Annotated in this window: 14 protein-coding genes; 11 read left to right on the forward strand and 3 right to left on the reverse strand. The window is 64.3% G+C overall.

What is annotated here, in order from left to right:
* Positions 1–83 precede the first annotated feature (83 nt).
* The 5 genes from JQ624_RS15070 (at position 84) to JQ624_RS15085 (ending at position 6,663) form a co-directional block, all read left to right on the forward strand.
* A complete protein-coding gene (locus JQ624_RS15070; protein ID WP_212419680.1) occupies positions 84–3,557 on the forward strand; it encodes an indolepyruvate ferredoxin oxidoreductase family protein in 3,474 nt (1,157 codons plus the stop codon).
* 144 nt (positions 3,558–3,701) lie between these two features.
* The gene (locus tag JQ624_RS15075; protein ID WP_212419681.1) at positions 3,702–4,112 is read left to right on the forward strand and encodes a hypothetical protein; all 411 of its coding nucleotides are present in this window, start codon (positions 3,702–3,704) and stop codon (positions 4,110–4,112) included.
* A gap of 332 nt (positions 4,113–4,444) precedes the next feature.
* The gene (locus JQ624_RS39315) at positions 4,445–4,570 is read left to right on the forward strand and encodes a hypothetical protein (RefSeq protein WP_283816923.1); all 126 of its coding nucleotides are present in this window, start codon (positions 4,445–4,447) and stop codon (positions 4,568–4,570) included.
* 58 nt (positions 4,571–4,628) lie between these two features.
* The gene (locus tag JQ624_RS15080) at positions 4,629–5,648 is read left to right on the forward strand and encodes a Gfo/Idh/MocA family protein (protein ID WP_212419682.1); all 1,020 of its coding nucleotides are present in this window, start codon (positions 4,629–4,631) and stop codon (positions 5,646–5,648) included.
* A gap of 31 nt (positions 5,649–5,679) precedes the next feature.
* Positions 5,680–6,663, forward strand: coding sequence for a tripartite tricarboxylate transporter substrate binding protein (locus tag JQ624_RS15085; RefSeq protein ID WP_249129809.1), 984 nt, complete (start codon positions 5,680–5,682; stop codon positions 6,661–6,663).
* 33 nt (positions 6,664–6,696) lie between these two features.
* Here JQ624_RS15085 and JQ624_RS15090 read toward each other — a convergent pair whose 3' ends face one another.
* The gene (locus tag JQ624_RS15090) at positions 6,697–6,861 is read right to left on the reverse strand and encodes a hypothetical protein (protein WP_212419778.1); all 165 of its coding nucleotides are present in this window, start codon (positions 6,859–6,861) and stop codon (positions 6,697–6,699) included.
* 248 nt (positions 6,862–7,109) lie between these two features.
* On the opposite strand from JQ624_RS15090, the gene JQ624_RS15095 reads away from it, so the two are divergent.
* Positions 7,110–8,282 carry an acetyl-CoA C-acyltransferase gene (locus JQ624_RS15095; RefSeq protein WP_212419683.1) on the forward strand — a complete coding sequence of 391 codons (1,173 nt, stop codon included), beginning with the start codon at positions 7,110–7,112 and terminating at the stop codon, positions 8,280–8,282.
* 72 nt (positions 8,283–8,354) lie between these two features.
* Here JQ624_RS15095 and JQ624_RS15100 read toward each other — a convergent pair whose 3' ends face one another.
* Positions 8,355–8,582, reverse strand: coding sequence for a hypothetical protein (locus tag JQ624_RS15100; RefSeq protein WP_212419684.1), 228 nt, complete (start codon positions 8,580–8,582; stop codon positions 8,355–8,357).
* A 391-nt stretch (positions 8,583–8,973) separates the two neighbouring features.
* Here JQ624_RS15100 and JQ624_RS15105 point away from each other — a divergent pair, with 391 nt between their 5' ends.
* Positions 8,974–10,254 carry an amidohydrolase/deacetylase family metallohydrolase gene (locus JQ624_RS15105; protein ID WP_212419685.1) on the forward strand — a complete coding sequence of 427 codons (1,281 nt, stop codon included), beginning with the start codon at positions 8,974–8,976 and terminating at the stop codon, positions 10,252–10,254.
* A gap of 18 nt (positions 10,255–10,272) precedes the next feature.
* Here the strand turns inward: JQ624_RS15105 and JQ624_RS15110 are convergent, their stop codons facing one another.
* Entirely contained in the window at positions 10,273–11,928 is a 1,656-nt protein-coding gene (locus JQ624_RS15110) for an FAD-dependent oxidoreductase (protein ID WP_212419686.1), read from the reverse strand.
* A 180-nt stretch (positions 11,929–12,108) separates the two neighbouring features.
* Between JQ624_RS15110 and JQ624_RS15115 the strand changes: the two genes are divergently transcribed.
* The 4 genes from JQ624_RS15115 (at position 12,109) to JQ624_RS15130 (ending at position 15,270) form a co-directional block, all read left to right on the forward strand.
* Positions 12,109–12,981 carry a tripartite tricarboxylate transporter substrate binding protein gene (locus JQ624_RS15115; RefSeq protein WP_312014423.1) on the forward strand — a complete coding sequence of 291 codons (873 nt, stop codon included), beginning with the start codon at positions 12,109–12,111 and terminating at the stop codon, positions 12,979–12,981.
* Positions 12,982–13,106: 125 nt separating this feature from the next.
* On the forward strand, positions 13,107–13,400 hold the full coding sequence (locus JQ624_RS15120) for a helix-turn-helix domain-containing protein (RefSeq protein WP_312014424.1): 294 nt from the start codon (positions 13,107–13,109) through the stop codon (positions 13,398–13,400).
* 26 nt (positions 13,401–13,426) lie between these two features.
* Positions 13,427–14,296 (forward strand): 3,4-dihydroxyphenylacetate 2,3-dioxygenase, encoded by an 870-nt coding sequence (gene hpaD, locus JQ624_RS15125; protein ID WP_212419688.1) that lies wholly within the window; start codon positions 13,427–13,429, stop codon positions 14,294–14,296.
* A complete protein-coding gene (locus tag JQ624_RS15130) occupies positions 14,293–15,270 on the forward strand; it encodes a ketopantoate reductase family protein (RefSeq protein WP_212419689.1) in 978 nt (325 codons plus the stop codon). The genes hpaD and JQ624_RS15130 overlap by 4 nt, the downstream gene beginning before the upstream one ends.

Consider the following 15,270-nt stretch of genomic DNA (forward strand, 5'->3'; position numbering starts at 1 on the left):
GCACGCATAGCAGAACCGGTGCATTCTGTTCGCAATTAGACCGGTTCAAATAACCGGCGGAACGCGCGACGGGGAGCGGACGAATGGCGTTGATGGAAGTGGGGCTGGACGACAAGTACCGGCTGGATGCGAAGCGCATTTTTCTGTCCGGTACGCAGGCGCTGGTCCGATTGCCGATGTTGCAGCGCGAACGCGACCGCGCAGCGGGGCTCAACACCGCAGGTTTCATATCAGGCTACCGCGGCTCGCCGCTCGGCATGTATGACCACGCGCTGTGGCGCGCGAAAACCTTCCTCAAGCAGCATGACATCGAGTTCGCACCCGGTCTCAACGAGGATCTGGCGGCGACCGCCGTGTGGGGCAGCCAGCAGGTCGGCATGTTCCCCGGCGCCAAGGTCGATGGCGTATTCGGCATCTGGTATGGCAAGGGCCCCGGCGTCGACCGCTCGATGGACGCGCTCAAGCACGCCAACTCGGCCGGCACCTCGCCGAATGGCGGCGTGATTGCGCTGGCCGGCGACGACCATGGCTGCCAGTCCTCGACGCTGGCGCATCAGAGCGAGCAGGTATTCGCCGCAGCATTGATGCCGGTGGTCAATCCGGCGACGCTGCAGGATTATCTCGATCTCGGCATTCTGGGCTTTGCGCTGTCGCGCTACTCAAGTTGCTGGGTCGGCTTCAAGGCGATTTCCGAAACCGTTGAGAGCTCGGCCTCGATCGTCAGCGATCCCGATCGCATCAAGATCATTTTGCCCGATGATTTCGAAATGCCGCCGGGCGGGCTCTCCATCCGCTGGCCGGATGCGCCGCTGGAGCAGGAGCGGCGTCTGCACGGCCCGAAGATGCAGGCAGTGGCGGCGTTCACGCGCGTCAACCGCTTCGACCGTATCGTGCTGGATTCCAAGCCCGCGCGGCTCGGCATCATGGCAACCGGCAAGGCCTATCTCGATCTCCGGCAGGCGCTGGCCGATCTCGGCATTACCGATGCCGAGGCGCAGGCGCTGGGATTGCGTATCTACAAGGTCGCGCTGACCTGGCCGCTGGAGGAGTCAGGCGCGCGAGCGTTCGCGGAAGGTTTGCAGGATGTTCTCGTGGTCGAGGAGAAGCGCGGCTTCATCGAGGATCAGCTCCTGCGCATTCTCTATAATGTAGATGCGTCGAAGCGGCCTTCGGTGGTCGGCAAACGCGACGAGAGCGGCGCGCCGCTGCTGCCGAGCGAAGGCGAGTTGACGCCGACCATGGTGGCGGCGGCGGTCGTGGCGCGGTTGCGAAAACTCGGCCATCGCAGTCCGGCGCTGGAGCAGCGCCTCGCAAAGCTCGAAGCCTTCGACCGGCCGGCGGAAGGCATTGGCGCGGCAAAGCTGCAGCGCACGCCGTATTTCTGCTCGGGCTGCCCGCACAACACTTCGACCAAGATCCCGGAGGGCAGCCGCGCGATGGCCGGCATCGGCTGCCACGGCATGGCGCTGTCGGTGCCGAACCGGCGGACGCAGACGATCTCGCATATGGGCGCGGAAGGCGTGACCTGGATCGGGCAGGCGGCGTTCACCAATGAAGCGCACGTGTTCCAGAATTTGGGCGATGGCACCTACACCCATTCCGGCCTGCTGGCGATCCGCGCGGCGGCCGCGTCCGGCGTCAACATCACCTACAAGATCCTTTATAACGACGCGGTCGCAATGACCGGCGGCCAGCCGGCCGAGGGCGGGCTGACGGTGTCGCAGATCGCGCACCAGGTTTCGGCGGAGGGCGCAAAACGCCTCGTCATCGTCTCCGACGATCCGGAGAAATACCCCAGCAATTACTTCCCGGCAGGCGCGACTGTTCATAACCGCCGCGAACTCGACGCGGTGCAGCGGGAGCTGCGCGAGATCAAGGGCCTCACAGTCCTGATCTATGACCAGACCTGCGCGGCGGAAAAGCGCCGCCGCCGCAAGCGCGGGCTTTACCCGGATCCGCCGAAGCGCGTCTTCATCAACGAGCGGGTCTGCGAAGGCTGCGGCGACTGCTCTTCTGTCTCGAACTGCGTCTCGGTGCAGCCGCTGGAGACCGAGCTCGGCCGCAAGCGGCGGATCGACCAGTCGAACTGCAACAAGGACTTTTCCTGCATCGAGGGCTTTTGCCCGAGTTTTGTCACCGTGCATGGCGGCAGGCTGCGGAAGGCCGATCGTACCGCGGCCGATCCGTCCGCGCTGTTTGCCGACCTGCCGCTGCCGGCTACGCCTGCGCTCGATGGCGCCTACAACATCCTCGTCACCGGGATCGGCGGCACCGGCGTCATCACCATCGGTGCGCTGCTCGGCATGGCCGCCCATGTCGAGGGCCTGGCGTGCTCGACGCTCGATTTCACGGGCTTGTCCCAGAAGAACGGCGCGGTCATGAGCCATGTCCGCATCGCGCCCGAGGCGGACGATCTCTCCACCGTCCGCATCGCGCCGGGCGGCGCCAATCTCATCCTCGGCTGCGACATCGTGGTCGCCACCAGCATCCCGGCGTTGAGCCGGGCCGAGCGCGGCGTGACGCGGGCGATCGTCAATGCCGACCTGCTGCCGACCGCGAGCTTCGTCATCAATCCCGACATCGATTTCGAGGCGGGGACGATGCGGGAGTCGCTCAACGAGGCCGTCAGCGCCGCCGATCTCGACATCCTCGATGCCACCGGGCTTGCCACCGCGCTGATGGGCGACAGCATCGCCACCAACGCCTTCATGCTCGGCTTTGCGTTCCAGCGCGGCGCCATCCCGCTGTCGCTGGAGGCGATCATGAAGGCGATCGACCTCAATGGCGCGGCCATCGACATGAACAAGCTGGCGTTCTCCTGGGGCCGGCTCGCCGCGCACGACCTGCAGCGCGTCGTCAGCGCGGCGCGCTTCAAGAATTCGGGCGCAGCCCCGGTCAAGCGGACGCTCGACGAGAGCATCGCCTTCCGCGCCAAATTCCTGACTGAGTACCAGAACGAGGCCTATTCGAACCGCTACCTCGCGGAGGTTGAGCGCGTTCGCGCGGCCGAAGCCAAGGGCTCGCCCGGTTCGCATGACCTCACCGAGGCCTTTGCAAAAGGCCTGTTCAAGCTGATGGCCTACAAGGACGAATACGAGGTCGCCCGGCTTTACTCGGACGGCGAGTTTGGCAAGGCGTTGAAGGAGCAGTTCGATGGTGACCCCGGCGTCAAGGTCAGCCTTGCGCCGCCGCTGCTGGCGTCGCGCGACAAGGGGACCGGGCATCTGCGCAAGCGCGAGTTCGGCGCATGGATATTCCGCGCCTTCGAGCTCCTGACCCGGTTCAGGTTCCTGCGCGGCACGGCGTTCGATCCGTTCGGCTACACGGCCGAGCGCCGGATGGAGCGGGCCTTGCCGGGCGAATATTCGGCAATGATCTTCCGCCATCTCGACAAGGCGAAGCCGCAGGATTGGCCGCGCCTGGTGGCGTTGGCGAAGTCGGCGGAACTCGTTCGCGGCTACGGCCACATCAAGGAAGCCAATGTCGCGAAATACCGCGCTGAATATGCGCGTCTCGAAGGCGCCATCGGTCAGCCCGTGGCGCAGGCGGCCGAGTAGGTTCCGCTCATCCTGGCTGTGAACTTTTCCACAGCCAGGATCATGCACCGGTAACCTTGCTGGCAGGAACGGCTGGAATTGTCCGGCTCGCTTCCTACATGATGGCTGTTCCTCAGATTCTTGGTTTGATTCAGGAGGCCTTTGATGGTCCTGAAAAGCGCTTTTGCGGCGGCACTTTGCACGGGGTTCCTGATGTCGGGCAGCGCCGCGCTGGCGGATGAGTACCGTGCGGGTGAGTTGCTCGGCCTCGATCTTTCCCAGGCTGTGCTCTCGCCGAAGCGGCTCGGCCCGGAGACGGAATTCGCCCCGGTTCGGATCGAGGCGAGATCCGATCGCAAACCTGTGAAAACGGAGCGCGTGGTTGTGGCGAAGGAAGCCGCGCCCAGGCCTTACGTCGAGCCTCACGTAGCGCATGAGCGCACCGCGAAGCCGCGTGGCGTTGCCCGCACCAAGCTGGCGCGGCGTCACGGCAACCCGCTCGACGCACAGGCGCGCGACACGCGGATCCAGACCTGGCCGTGCAAGTCCGGCGGTATCTGCGGCTGGCAGCGGTAGAGTTGGTTCGGCAGCGGTAAATTCGCGGAGTTCGTCATTGCCTGCGACAAACGCGAAGCGTTTGCGCAAGGGAGCAAAGCGACGAAGCAATCCATCTATCCGCGGATAGAAAGAATGGATTGCTTCGCTGCGCTCTGCCCATCCTGCGATTCCCACTCCTTCATCCATCGCAGCATATCTGACGTGTTCGACCGGGAGACCGTCAGCACGGATCCCCCGTAACCCTCCATGTTGGCGCCTCATCGTTTGGCTAGGCTTCATCGCCTTGCCGACGCGTGGGTTACAAAATCGCATCCGGAAGTTGCGCATTGGTTCTTGAAGGAGGCGTCGCGGTGGCGCACAATTCGCCTGTCCCTCCCGACCGGAGCGCTGCCATGTTTGTCGCCGAGAGCAAGCGCCTGACGCATCAGGGCGCGAAAAAGATCATGGCGACGGCGCTGGAATTGGGAATGACATAGGCCGAAGCCGGCCGACGAACTCGGCCGTGTGGCGTGCAAAGTGTTGGGGGAGGGCAAAGTGACGAGTGCCGATCCGCTCCGCGTGGCTTGCATCGGGATGGGATGGTGGTCCGACGTGCTGGCGGATGCCATCCAGCGTTCGGGCAAGCTCGAGATCCGCGGCTGTTACACCCGGTCCGACGAAAAACGCAAAAATTTTGCGGCAAAATACCGCTGCCGGCCGGCCGCGAGCTACGAAGCGCTGCTGGCCGATGCCGAGATCGAGGCAATCATCAACACGACGCCGAACGACGTGCATCTGGCGACGACCTGCGCCGCCGCGGCCGCCGGCAAGCACGTCTTCCTGGACAAGCCGATCGCCAATAGCATCGCGGATGGCCGCGCCATCACCGAGGCCTGCCGCAAGGCCGGCGTGGTCCTGGCGCTCGGCTATCAGCGGCGGCGCGAGAGCCATTTCCGCCACATCAGGCAGCAGATCGACGCCGGCCGGTTCGGCAAGCTCGTCAACGCCGAGGCGAACATCAGCCGCGACCGCCTCGGCAAGATCGATCTCACCTCCTGGCGCTACCAGGCCGCGGGCATGCCGGGCGGCGTGATGCTGCAGATCGGAATCCACTATATCGACGTGCTCGCCTACCTGATCGGGCCGATCCATGCGGTACGCGCCCAGTCGGCGCAACTGGTGCTGCCCGGCGACAATCCTGACGTCGCGAGCCTGATCCTGCAGCATGAGAACGGCGCGCTGTCGACGCTGAATGCAAGCTACGCCTCGGCGTCCGAGTATTACCTGATGAATGTCTACGGCAAGGACATGACGGCGTTCTACGATTTGCACAATGGACTGCGGCTGCTCAAGCGCGGTGAAAGCCACCCCGTTGCGGTGCCATGCGCAGTCAACGATACCCTGGTCGAGGAGCTCGAGGAGTTTGCCGCGGCGGCGCGCGGGCAGCGCCGACACGAAGTCGGGGGCGAGGAGGCGACGCGGTCGCTCGCCGTAGTACGCGCCGGCATTGTCTCGGCACGTGAGGGACGTTCGGTCGAGGTTGCCCAGATACTGAACGGCGACGGAAAAATGTGACGGCGCAGCAGCACGGATAGGAGCGCGCGTTATGAAACCTGGCACATGTGTCTGGAAAGTTTTCGCGGTTGCGATGGTATTGGCCGGCATCGTCGGGGAGGTAGCCGCGCAGGACTATCCCGCCAGGGCGATCACGGTGGTCGTGCCGTTCCCTCCCGGCGGCGCCAGCGACGTCGTTGCGCGCATCGTCACCAACCAGATGTCGAAGATCCTCGGCCAATCCATCATCATCGAGAATGTCAGCGGCGCCGGCGGCACCGTCGGCGGCGCGCGCGTGGCGGCTGCCGCACCCGACGGCTATACCCTGCTTGCCGCGGCGATGGGCTCGCATGTCGCGGCTCCGGTGCTTACGCCCAACCTCAAATACGATCCGGTCGCCGACTTCGTGCCGATCGGCATCACCGCCCACTCGCCGGCAGTCATTATCGCGCGGAAGGATTTCCCGGCACGGGACCTGAAGGAATTCGTCGCAGCGTTGCGGCAACGGGGTGACGCGGTGAAGCAGGCCCATGGCGGCATCGGCGCGTCCTCGCATATGGCGTGTCTGCTGTTCACGGCGGAAATCGGCGCGAATCCGGCGCTTGTCGCCTATCGCGGTTCAGGCCCGGCATTGAACGATCTGGTCGGGGGGCACGTCGATTTCATGTGCGAACAGTCGGTCAGCGTCGCGGAGTCGGTTCTGGCCGGCTCGGTCAAGGCCTTCGCGGTCTCTGCCGCGAAACGCCTCGAAACGCTGCCGAATGTTCCGACCGCCAGCGAAGCCGCCATCAACTACGAGATGAGCGTCTGGGCAGGACTGTTTGCGCCGAAGGGCGTTTCGCCCGAAATCATCGCCAGGCTGGCCGATGCGCTCGACCGGGCGCTCGATGAGGATGTCGTGCGCGAGCGGATCGCCCAACTCGGCGGCTCGATACCGCCAAAGGACGAACGCAACCCGGCTGCCTTCGACCGTTTTGTTCGCTCCGAGATCGCACGCTGGTCACCCATTCTTGCTGCGGCCGGAGCCGGGAAATGAGGGGCGTGCGCTACATGAAGTAGCCTCAGGGCGTCACCTCACCGCGAGATAGCCGCCCACCACCATCAGTATGGAAAGCGCCACGACGACGCCGAGCACGGCGGCGATGATCGCAGGCAGTTCATGGGTCTCCAGCCATTGTCGCAACGCCCTTACCATCGCACCCCCGACCTGGTCCTGATTGCCCGCACCTTGCACGCCGCGATCTCATTAGCGGTCAATTTCGCTTAGTGAAATAGCCGGTTCATGCGCCTTTCGTCGCGCATCGGGCGCGCCGCTTTTTCTCAAGCCACCGCGCGGCCTTGCCGAAGCACAGGCGTTGTGTAATTCCCGGCTCCGGGCCGGCTTGCGGGGTAATTCTTTTCCGCGGGCCGGAATTCGGGTTTTTGCTACACACGGGCGCGGTGCCAGTCCATACTGGATCGCATCAAAGGGAGGTCTTTCTAATGCGTGAAGCTGTCATCGTTTCCTATGCACGTACCGGGCTGGCGAAGTCCGGCCGCGGCGGGTTCAACATCACCCCGCCGATGTCGATGGCGGCCCACGCCATCAAGCACGCCGTCGAGCGCGCCGGCGTCGACAAGGACTATGTCGAGGACTGCTATCTCGGCAATTGCGCGCATGGCGCGCCGAATATCGGCCGTCAGGCCGCGTTGCTCGCGGGATTGCCGAAGTCGACCGGAGGCGTGTCGGTGAACCGCTTCTGCTCGTCGGGACTGCAGACCATCGCGATGGCCGCCAACAGTATCCGCTCGGAGGGCTCCGAATGCATCGTGGCCGGCGGCGTCGAAAGCATCTCGGTCCCCGGCGGCCCCCTGCCGAAGGAAGTGGTAGATCCGGAACTGCTCAACATCGCTCCTGCGATCTTCATGGCGATGATCGACACCGCCGACATCGTCGCGGAGCGCTACAAGGTCAGCCGCGAATACCAGGACGAATACTCGCTCGAATCGCAGCGCCGCATGGCGGCCGCCCAGCAGGCCAACAAGTTCAAGGACGAAATCGTCCCGATGAAGACCAAGATGAAGGTGGTCGACAAGGCGACGAAGATGGAAAGCATCGTCGACTACACCGTCGATCGCGACGAGTGCAACCGTCCCGAGACAACCATGGAAGGCCTGGCCAAGCTCGAGCCAGTGAAGGGTCCGGGCAAGTACATTACCGCCGGCAACGCCAGCCAGCTTTCGGATGGCGCGGCCGCCGTCGTGCTGATGGAAGCCAAGGATGCCGAAAAGCGCGGTCTCAATCCGCTCGGCCGCTTCGTTGGCTGGGCGTCGGCGGGCTGCGAGCCGGACGAGATGGGTATCGGTCCGATCTACGCCGTGCCGAAGCTGTTGAAGCGCAATGGCCTGAAGATCGACGACATTGATCTCTGGGAACTGAATGAGGCCTTCGCCAGCCAGTGCCTGTATTCCCGCGACCAGCTCGGCATCGACCCCGAGAAGTACAACGTCAACGGCGGTTCGATCGCGATCGGCCATCCCTTCGGCATGACCGGTGCGCGTCTCACCGGCCACATCCTGCAGGAAGGCCGCCGGCGCAAGGCCAAGTGGGGCGTCGTCACGATGTGTATCGGCGGCGGCCAGGGCGGCGCAGGGCTGTTCGAAATCTACAGCTGAGACTTTTCGCAATTAGCGCTCAACAAAGAAAATGGCTCCGCGAGGAGCCATTTTCAGTTTGATGTGTCGGCCTCAGTAGCGATGCTTCTTGATGATCACGACCTTGTCGTGATGACCATGCCGCCATCCGCGATGGTAGCCGCGGTCGCGATGTCCACGATATTCGGCACGCGCGCCATAGCCATGGTGATGGCCGTTATAGCCACCACGCTTGATCACGACGGTCTCGGCGCTCGCAATCGACGGCGCCGCGATGATGAGCGCGCCAAGCGCGGCGATAACGTATCCAAACTTCTTCATTCCATTCCTCCTCAAATGATCGAGGATAAAACATCACGTCGAAGGCAACGTTCCCGCGGAACTTGAAGAGAATTCTGAACGCCTGTTCAGATGCGTGCGTCGCAGCGCGTCAGCGTTCGACCTTTGGCTGGTTTCGTAGGATGGGTGGAGCGAAGCGATACCCGTCACGCTTCCGCGGAGGGATTTGATGGTATCGCTTCGCTCCACCCATCCTACGAAGACGTGGACGCCGGTGGACCGAGCTCTGGCGCGCAACCGCGCCGGTCTGCCCACTCAGGGATCACCGGCTCCATGGTTGGTTTTGCGTGGGATGATGCACGCCCTCCTTGCGGAACGCCGGTTCCCGGCGCATCATCCCTCCATAAAAAATCATATCAGGGGGAGCGCTGCGATGAGCAGGTTTTCACGCCGTGATTTTCTAAGCTTGACGGGATCGGCCGCTATCGCTGCTGCTTCCGGCCACGCCAACGCCGCGATGGGGCCGAACGACAAGTACGACCTCGTGATCAAGGGCGGCGACGTTCTGGATCCGAGCCAGTCGCTGCGCGGAAAGCGCGACATCGGCATTCGCTGGGGCGTCATCGAGGCGGTGGAGAACGAGATTCCGGCCGCCCGCGCCGCCAAGACCATCGATGCCTCGGGCAGGCTGGTGACGCCGGGCCTGATCGATTTGCATTCCCACGTCTACCCCTACGGCTCGGCGATCGGCATTCCCGCCGACGAACTGGTGCAGGCGCAGGCCACCACCACGGTGGTGTCGGCGGGCGACGCCGGCGTCAACAATCTCGCCGCGCTGCGCCGCTACATCGTGGCGCAATCGCGGGCGCGGATTTACGCCTTCGTCCACATCGCCAACAACGGCCTGTCTGGCTTCCCGGTCGCCGAGCTCTACAACATCGATTACGCGCAAGTGGAAGCCTGCGCGATGGCGCTGGCCGAAAATCCGGATTTCCTGCTCGGCGTGAAGGTCAGGATGTCGGAGAACGTCATCGCCAAGCATGGCCTCGAGCCGCTGAAGCGCAGCATCAAGGCCTGCGAGATGTGCGGCTGGCCGGCCAAGATGATGGTGCATATCGGCGGCGTCGAGACCAAGGAGCTGATGTCGGAGATTCTCGACCTGCTGCGGCCGGGTGACGTGCTGACCCATTGCTATTCCGGCGCGCCGAACATCGCCGGCGCCTTCACCAACATCGTGCAGGATGGAAAACTGCTGCCGGCGGCGCTGTCCGCCAAGCAGCGCGGCGTGATGTTCGATGTCGGCCATGGCGGCGGCAGCTTTGACTTCACCGTGGCGGAGGTGGCGATCCCTGGCGGCTGCACGCCGGACACGATCTCTTCCGACATTCACGTCTTCTCCGGCAATTCGCCGGGCATGCCTTATCTGCCGAACGTCATGAGCAAGTTCATTCTGCTGGGATATACGGTGGAGCAGGTGGTGGCGATGGCGACCACGGCGCCGGCCAAGATCATCAACCGCGCGCCGAAGCTCGGCACGCTGCAGATCGGCGCCCCCGGCGATGTGTCGATCCTGGAACTGGTGGAGGGGCAGACCTCGTTCGTCGACACCCGCAACAACAAGCGCGAGGGCAAGCTGCTGCTTAAACCCGTACAGACCGTGATCAACGGCGTGCCGTTCGGCCGGCCCTACCAGGCGCCGTTCGCGGTGCGGTGAGGGACCGCACCGCTTGTCTCAGGCGGATTCGCCGGCTCGGCCCAGCAGCTTGTCGACGAGGTGTGCGGGATTATCGGGGATGGCGTTGCCCCGCCAGGCGACGTGCTGATCGGTGCGCGCCAGAATCAGTTTGTGGTCGCTGGGCGGTTGCGCTTCGGGGACATCGACGACGTCGAACGGGACGCCGTTGCGGCGCATCGCGTCAGTCAATGGCGCAACCGCAACATCGGAATCGTAGCGCAGCAGCGTGTAGCCCGGCCCGAGCGCGTCATAGACCGGCCGGCCATCGGCCAGTTTCGCGAACGGAAGCCGGCAGCCCGGCGTCGAGGACGACGTGAAATCCGCCATCGTAAAACCCGGCTGCTCGGCGCCGTCATAGGCGATGATCGGGGAGCGATCGTAGAAATAGCCGAAGTTGAGGCCGGCGCAGCAATATTGCTGCACGTTCAAATCATAGGCGGCTTGCCCCACCTGCTTGCGGACGGCGTCGCCTTCAGGCCCCGGCTGTTCGATTTCATCGGGAACGGTGCGGCGCTGGCTCAACACCTTGCCCGCCATCTCCATCGCAAAGCGGGACACCTGCTCGGTGATGGGAAGGCGCTCGGCCTCATAGGCATCGAGGATGCCGATGCCGGCCCAGCCTTGCAGATAGGCCGCGAGCAGCCAGGCGAGGTTGGTCGCGTCCGCGATCCCGGCATTCATGCCGTAGCCGGCATAGGGCATCCACAAATGCGCAGCGTCGCCGCAGATGAATGCGCGCCCCTTGCGGAAGCGGTCGGCGACGAGGCGGCGGCCGACCCAGTCCTCCTTGCTGAGGATCTCGTATTCGAAATCGGGACCGACGCCGAGGATGGCGCGGATCGAGGCGTCGCGATCGACCGACTCGAAGGTCTCGTATTCCCGATTGAGATGGTTATGGATCAGCCAGTTCTCCCGGCCGTCGATTGCAACCACCGTGCCGCAGCGCCGCGGATTGAGCGACAGCGTCATCCAGGCGGGCTGGTCCATCAGGGCGAGCAGGGTGGGGGCGTGTATATAGGTCGATTGCACGCGCTGGATGATCGGCGTTCCCCGCAGATTGGCGTCGATGGCCTTGCGGACCAGCGAACGCGCCCCGTCGCAGCCGACGATGAAATCGGCATGAATCTGCAAGCTGGTTCCGGTGTCGAGGTTGCGGACGGTCGCAACGATGCCGTCATTGGCTTCGCTGAAATCCTCGAACGCGGTACGGTTCAGAATATGCAGCCCGTCGATGGAACCCGCGTGTGCAAACAGCACGGGTTCCATGTAGATCTGGTTGATGCGGTGCGGCGGCTCGGCCGTCGGCCAATCGGTGTCCGGTCCGCCGGTAGCGGTATAGCGATCGCGGCGGCAGGGAATCAGGATGCGCGAGAGCTCGATGCCCGTTGCCGTGGTGCGGTAAGAGCAATCGTTCGGGTAATCCGCCGGCAGTCCGGTGTCGCGCAGCTTCTGCGCCAGCCCGAGCCTGCGGAAGATCTCCATCGAACGCGACGAGACATGGTTGCATTTCACGCTCGGCGGTTCCCCGGCGGCGCGCGTTTCCACGATGGCAACCGATATTCCTCGCGTTGCGAGGTCCATTGCCAGAGTCAATCCGACCGGACCGCCTCCGACCACGAGAACGCTTGTCTTCACCATGTCGCTTGCTGCCATGTCGCTTGCTGGGTTGGGACGATCATGCATAACTAAGCGCCACAGAGATCATCGGGGGGACCCTGAATGTTTCCGTCGATCCGGCGAGGCATGATCCATGCCCTTGTTGTTGTTTTGTCGCTGTCGTTATCGGCAATTGAAGCAGCAAACGCATATCCTGATCAACCGATCAAGATCATCGTGACGTTTCCGCCCGGCGGCAGTGCCGATATCGTGATCCGCGCCCTGCAGCCGGCGCTCGCGGAGACGCTGCGTCAGCCTGTTGTCATCGAGAACAGGGCGGGGGCGGGCGGCAATATCGGGATCGGCGCCGTGGCGCAGGCCGCGCCTGATGGCTACACGCTCGGCGTGGCCGCGGCCGGCGTGCTGACCGTCAATCCCCACCTCAATCGCGCGGCGATGTCGTTCGATCCGGTCAAGGATCTGGCGCCGGTCACGCTGCTGGCGGAAATTCCGTTCGTGCTGGTGTCCTCGCAACAGTCGGCCATTGCCTCGGTCGCAGACCTCATCGCCAAGGCCAAGGCGCAACCGCAGGTCCTGTCGATCGGCCATGGCGGCAATGGCACCGCGATGCACCTGACCTCGGCCCTGTTCGCTCAAAAGGCCGGCATCGGAGTTCAATTGATCGCCTATCGCGGCACCGCGCCGGCGACGACGGACGTTCTTGCCGGCCACGTCCCGCTGGCGGTGCTGGATATTCCAGCATCCAGGCAATTGATCGGCGACGGCAAGCTGAAGGCGCTCGGGGTCTCCGCCGCCAAGCGCGTCGTCTTCCTGCCCGACGTTCCCACGCTGGCGGAGCAGGGCCTGAGCGGATTCGAATCCGTCGGCTGGTTCGGGATCGTCGCGCCCGCCGGCACGCCGCCCGAGATCATCAGCGCGTTGAATGCCGCCTTTGTGAAGGCGTTGAGCGATCCCGCCGCGATCGAGAAAATCCGCGTTCTCGGCGCCGAACCCGCGCCCACCTCGCCCGAGGCTTTTGCAAAATTCATCCAGAGCGAAAGCGCGAAATGGGGGAAGCTGATCGCCGAGGCCGGCATCAAGGCGGAATAGAACGCCGGCCACCGGGCCTGCGGCCGATTGATCAAAATCAAATTGGGCGAAGGCCAACACCATTTGATCCCAATCAATGCGGCGGCCTTCCTGCCTGACGACGATGTCAGGTAGAGGAATCCAGCGTGGCACGCAGCGAACGCCTATCCGACACCGAACTAACCTTGGGCCGTCCCGTCCGGGCGATGCCGCATGACGATGACACGCGCCTGGCGCAGGAGAGCGAGTTTCTCAGCCAGTTGGGCAGCCGGGTCCGCGAGATGCGCGCGCTGCACGGCATGTCGCGCCGGGAGCTCGCGCGCCGCTCCCACCTTTCCGAGCGTTTTGTGGCTCAGATCGAAGCCGGCAAGGGCAATGTCTCGATCGTGCGGCTGTTGCGGATCGCGCTGGTGTTTCGCTGCGAGGGACCGGCTGCCTGACCGGCCGCGCACAGGGAGGCCTTGCCATGGGAGAGCTTGTTCTTGCGGCCAAGGTCAGCCACGTGCCGTCCTTGATGCTGTCGGAGGTCGCGGGCAGCCCGCTCAGGAGCGCGCGGCAAGGCGCGGTGAATGCGCTGCGCGAGCTTGGACGCCGGGCGCGGGAGCGCCGCGTCTCGACCTTCGTGGTGTTCGATACGCACTGGCTTTCCAATTTCGGCTATCACATCAACGCCAATCCACACCATCGCGGCGCCTTCACCAGCCACGAAGCGCCGCAGATGATCCAGGATTTGCGTTACGACCTGCCGGGCGACCCCGCGCTTGCCGAAGCCATTGCCGCGGAGGCGGCGGGCGCGGGGCTTGGCGTCATTGCGCACAGGGTTGCGAGCCTCGGGCTCGAATACGGCACCATCGTGCCGATGCACTACATGAATGAAGATGGCTGGGCCAAGGTGGTCTCGGTCGCGACGCCGCTGTTCACCTCGCTGGAGGAGAGCCGCATTCTCGGTGAGGCGACGCGTCGCGCCATCGCGCGATCCGGCGAACGGGTGGCGATCCTTGCCAGCGGATCGCTGTCGCACCGGCTGTGGCCGAACAAGAAGCTCGGGCCGGAGGCGTGGACCTCGATCGCGAGCGAATTCAACCGTCAGGTCGATCTGCGCGTGCTCGAACTTTGGCAGCAGCGCCGCTACCGCGAATTCATCGACATGCTTCCGGACTACGCCGTCAAATGCAACGGCGAGGGCGGCATGGCCGATACCATCATGCTGTTCGCGGCGCTCGGCTGGGATAGCTTTGATGGCGAAGCCGAGCAGCTTTGCGACTACTTCCCGTCCAGCGGCAGCGGCCAGGTCAATGTCGAGTTTCACGTCGGCGGGAATAAAGGGTTGGCGTGAAGATACTGGTTATCGGAGCCGGGGTGATCGGTACGGTCTATGGCGGCAGGCTGTCGGCGGCCGGCCACGACGTGACGATGCTCGCACGCGGCAGGCGGCTCGCCGAGATCGCCTCTGACGGCCTGCGGCTCGAAGACGCCATCACGGGTCGGCAGAACGAGGCTCGCGTTGGGGCGATCGCGGCGATCGGCGCCGATGACCGCTACGATCTCGTCGTGGTTGCCGTGCGCGAGCGGCAGCTTGACGGTGTCCTGCCGCTCATAGAGCGGGCCGGCGCGACCTGCGACATCCTGTTCCTGCTGAACTGCCCACTGCGGGTATCCGAACTGGTCGCGCGCTTCGGAATCCGGCGCGCCTGGTTCGGATTTCCCGGCGCCGGCGGCGTTCATGCCGGATCGACGGTCCGCTATAGCGCGGTTGCCCAGCAGCCGACGACATTCGGTCCCGTGGCCGGGCAGGACGACGGCAAAGCGCGCGACTTTGCCAGGCTTTTTCGTGGGGCTGGATTTGCCACTTCCGTCGTCTCCGACATGGAGGCATGGCTGAAGACCCATGCGTTTCTAATCGCGGCGATTTGCGGTGCGCTTTACCGGAACGGCGGTGTATCGGCTAAGCTGGCCGAGGATCGTGAAGGCCTGGCAATGCTGCGCAACGGCGTCAGTGAAGGCTTCCGCTGCGTTCAGGCGCTCGGCTTCAAACCGTCGCCTCCGAAGTTGCGCTTTCTGGTCACCTGCCTGCCGGCGCCGCTGCTCCTGCGCATGCTGAAGAAGTTTTTCTCGTCGCGGCTGGCGGAGTTCGCCATTGATGGCCATGCGACGGCGGCTCCGGAAGACATGCTCGACCTTGCGGACGACTGCCGGAAGATGATCGCGACCAGCGGGATCGAGGCTCCGAACACGGAGCGTCTGTGCGCCTCTGTCGAAAACTACTGCGCCAGCGCCACCCTCGGTTCGGCCGCGCGCGATCGCCATTGA

The sequence above is a fragment of the Bradyrhizobium sp. AUGA SZCCT0283 genome (genome assembly GCF_018130385.1).
Lineage (GTDB): Bacteria > Pseudomonadota > Alphaproteobacteria > Rhizobiales > Xanthobacteraceae > Bradyrhizobium.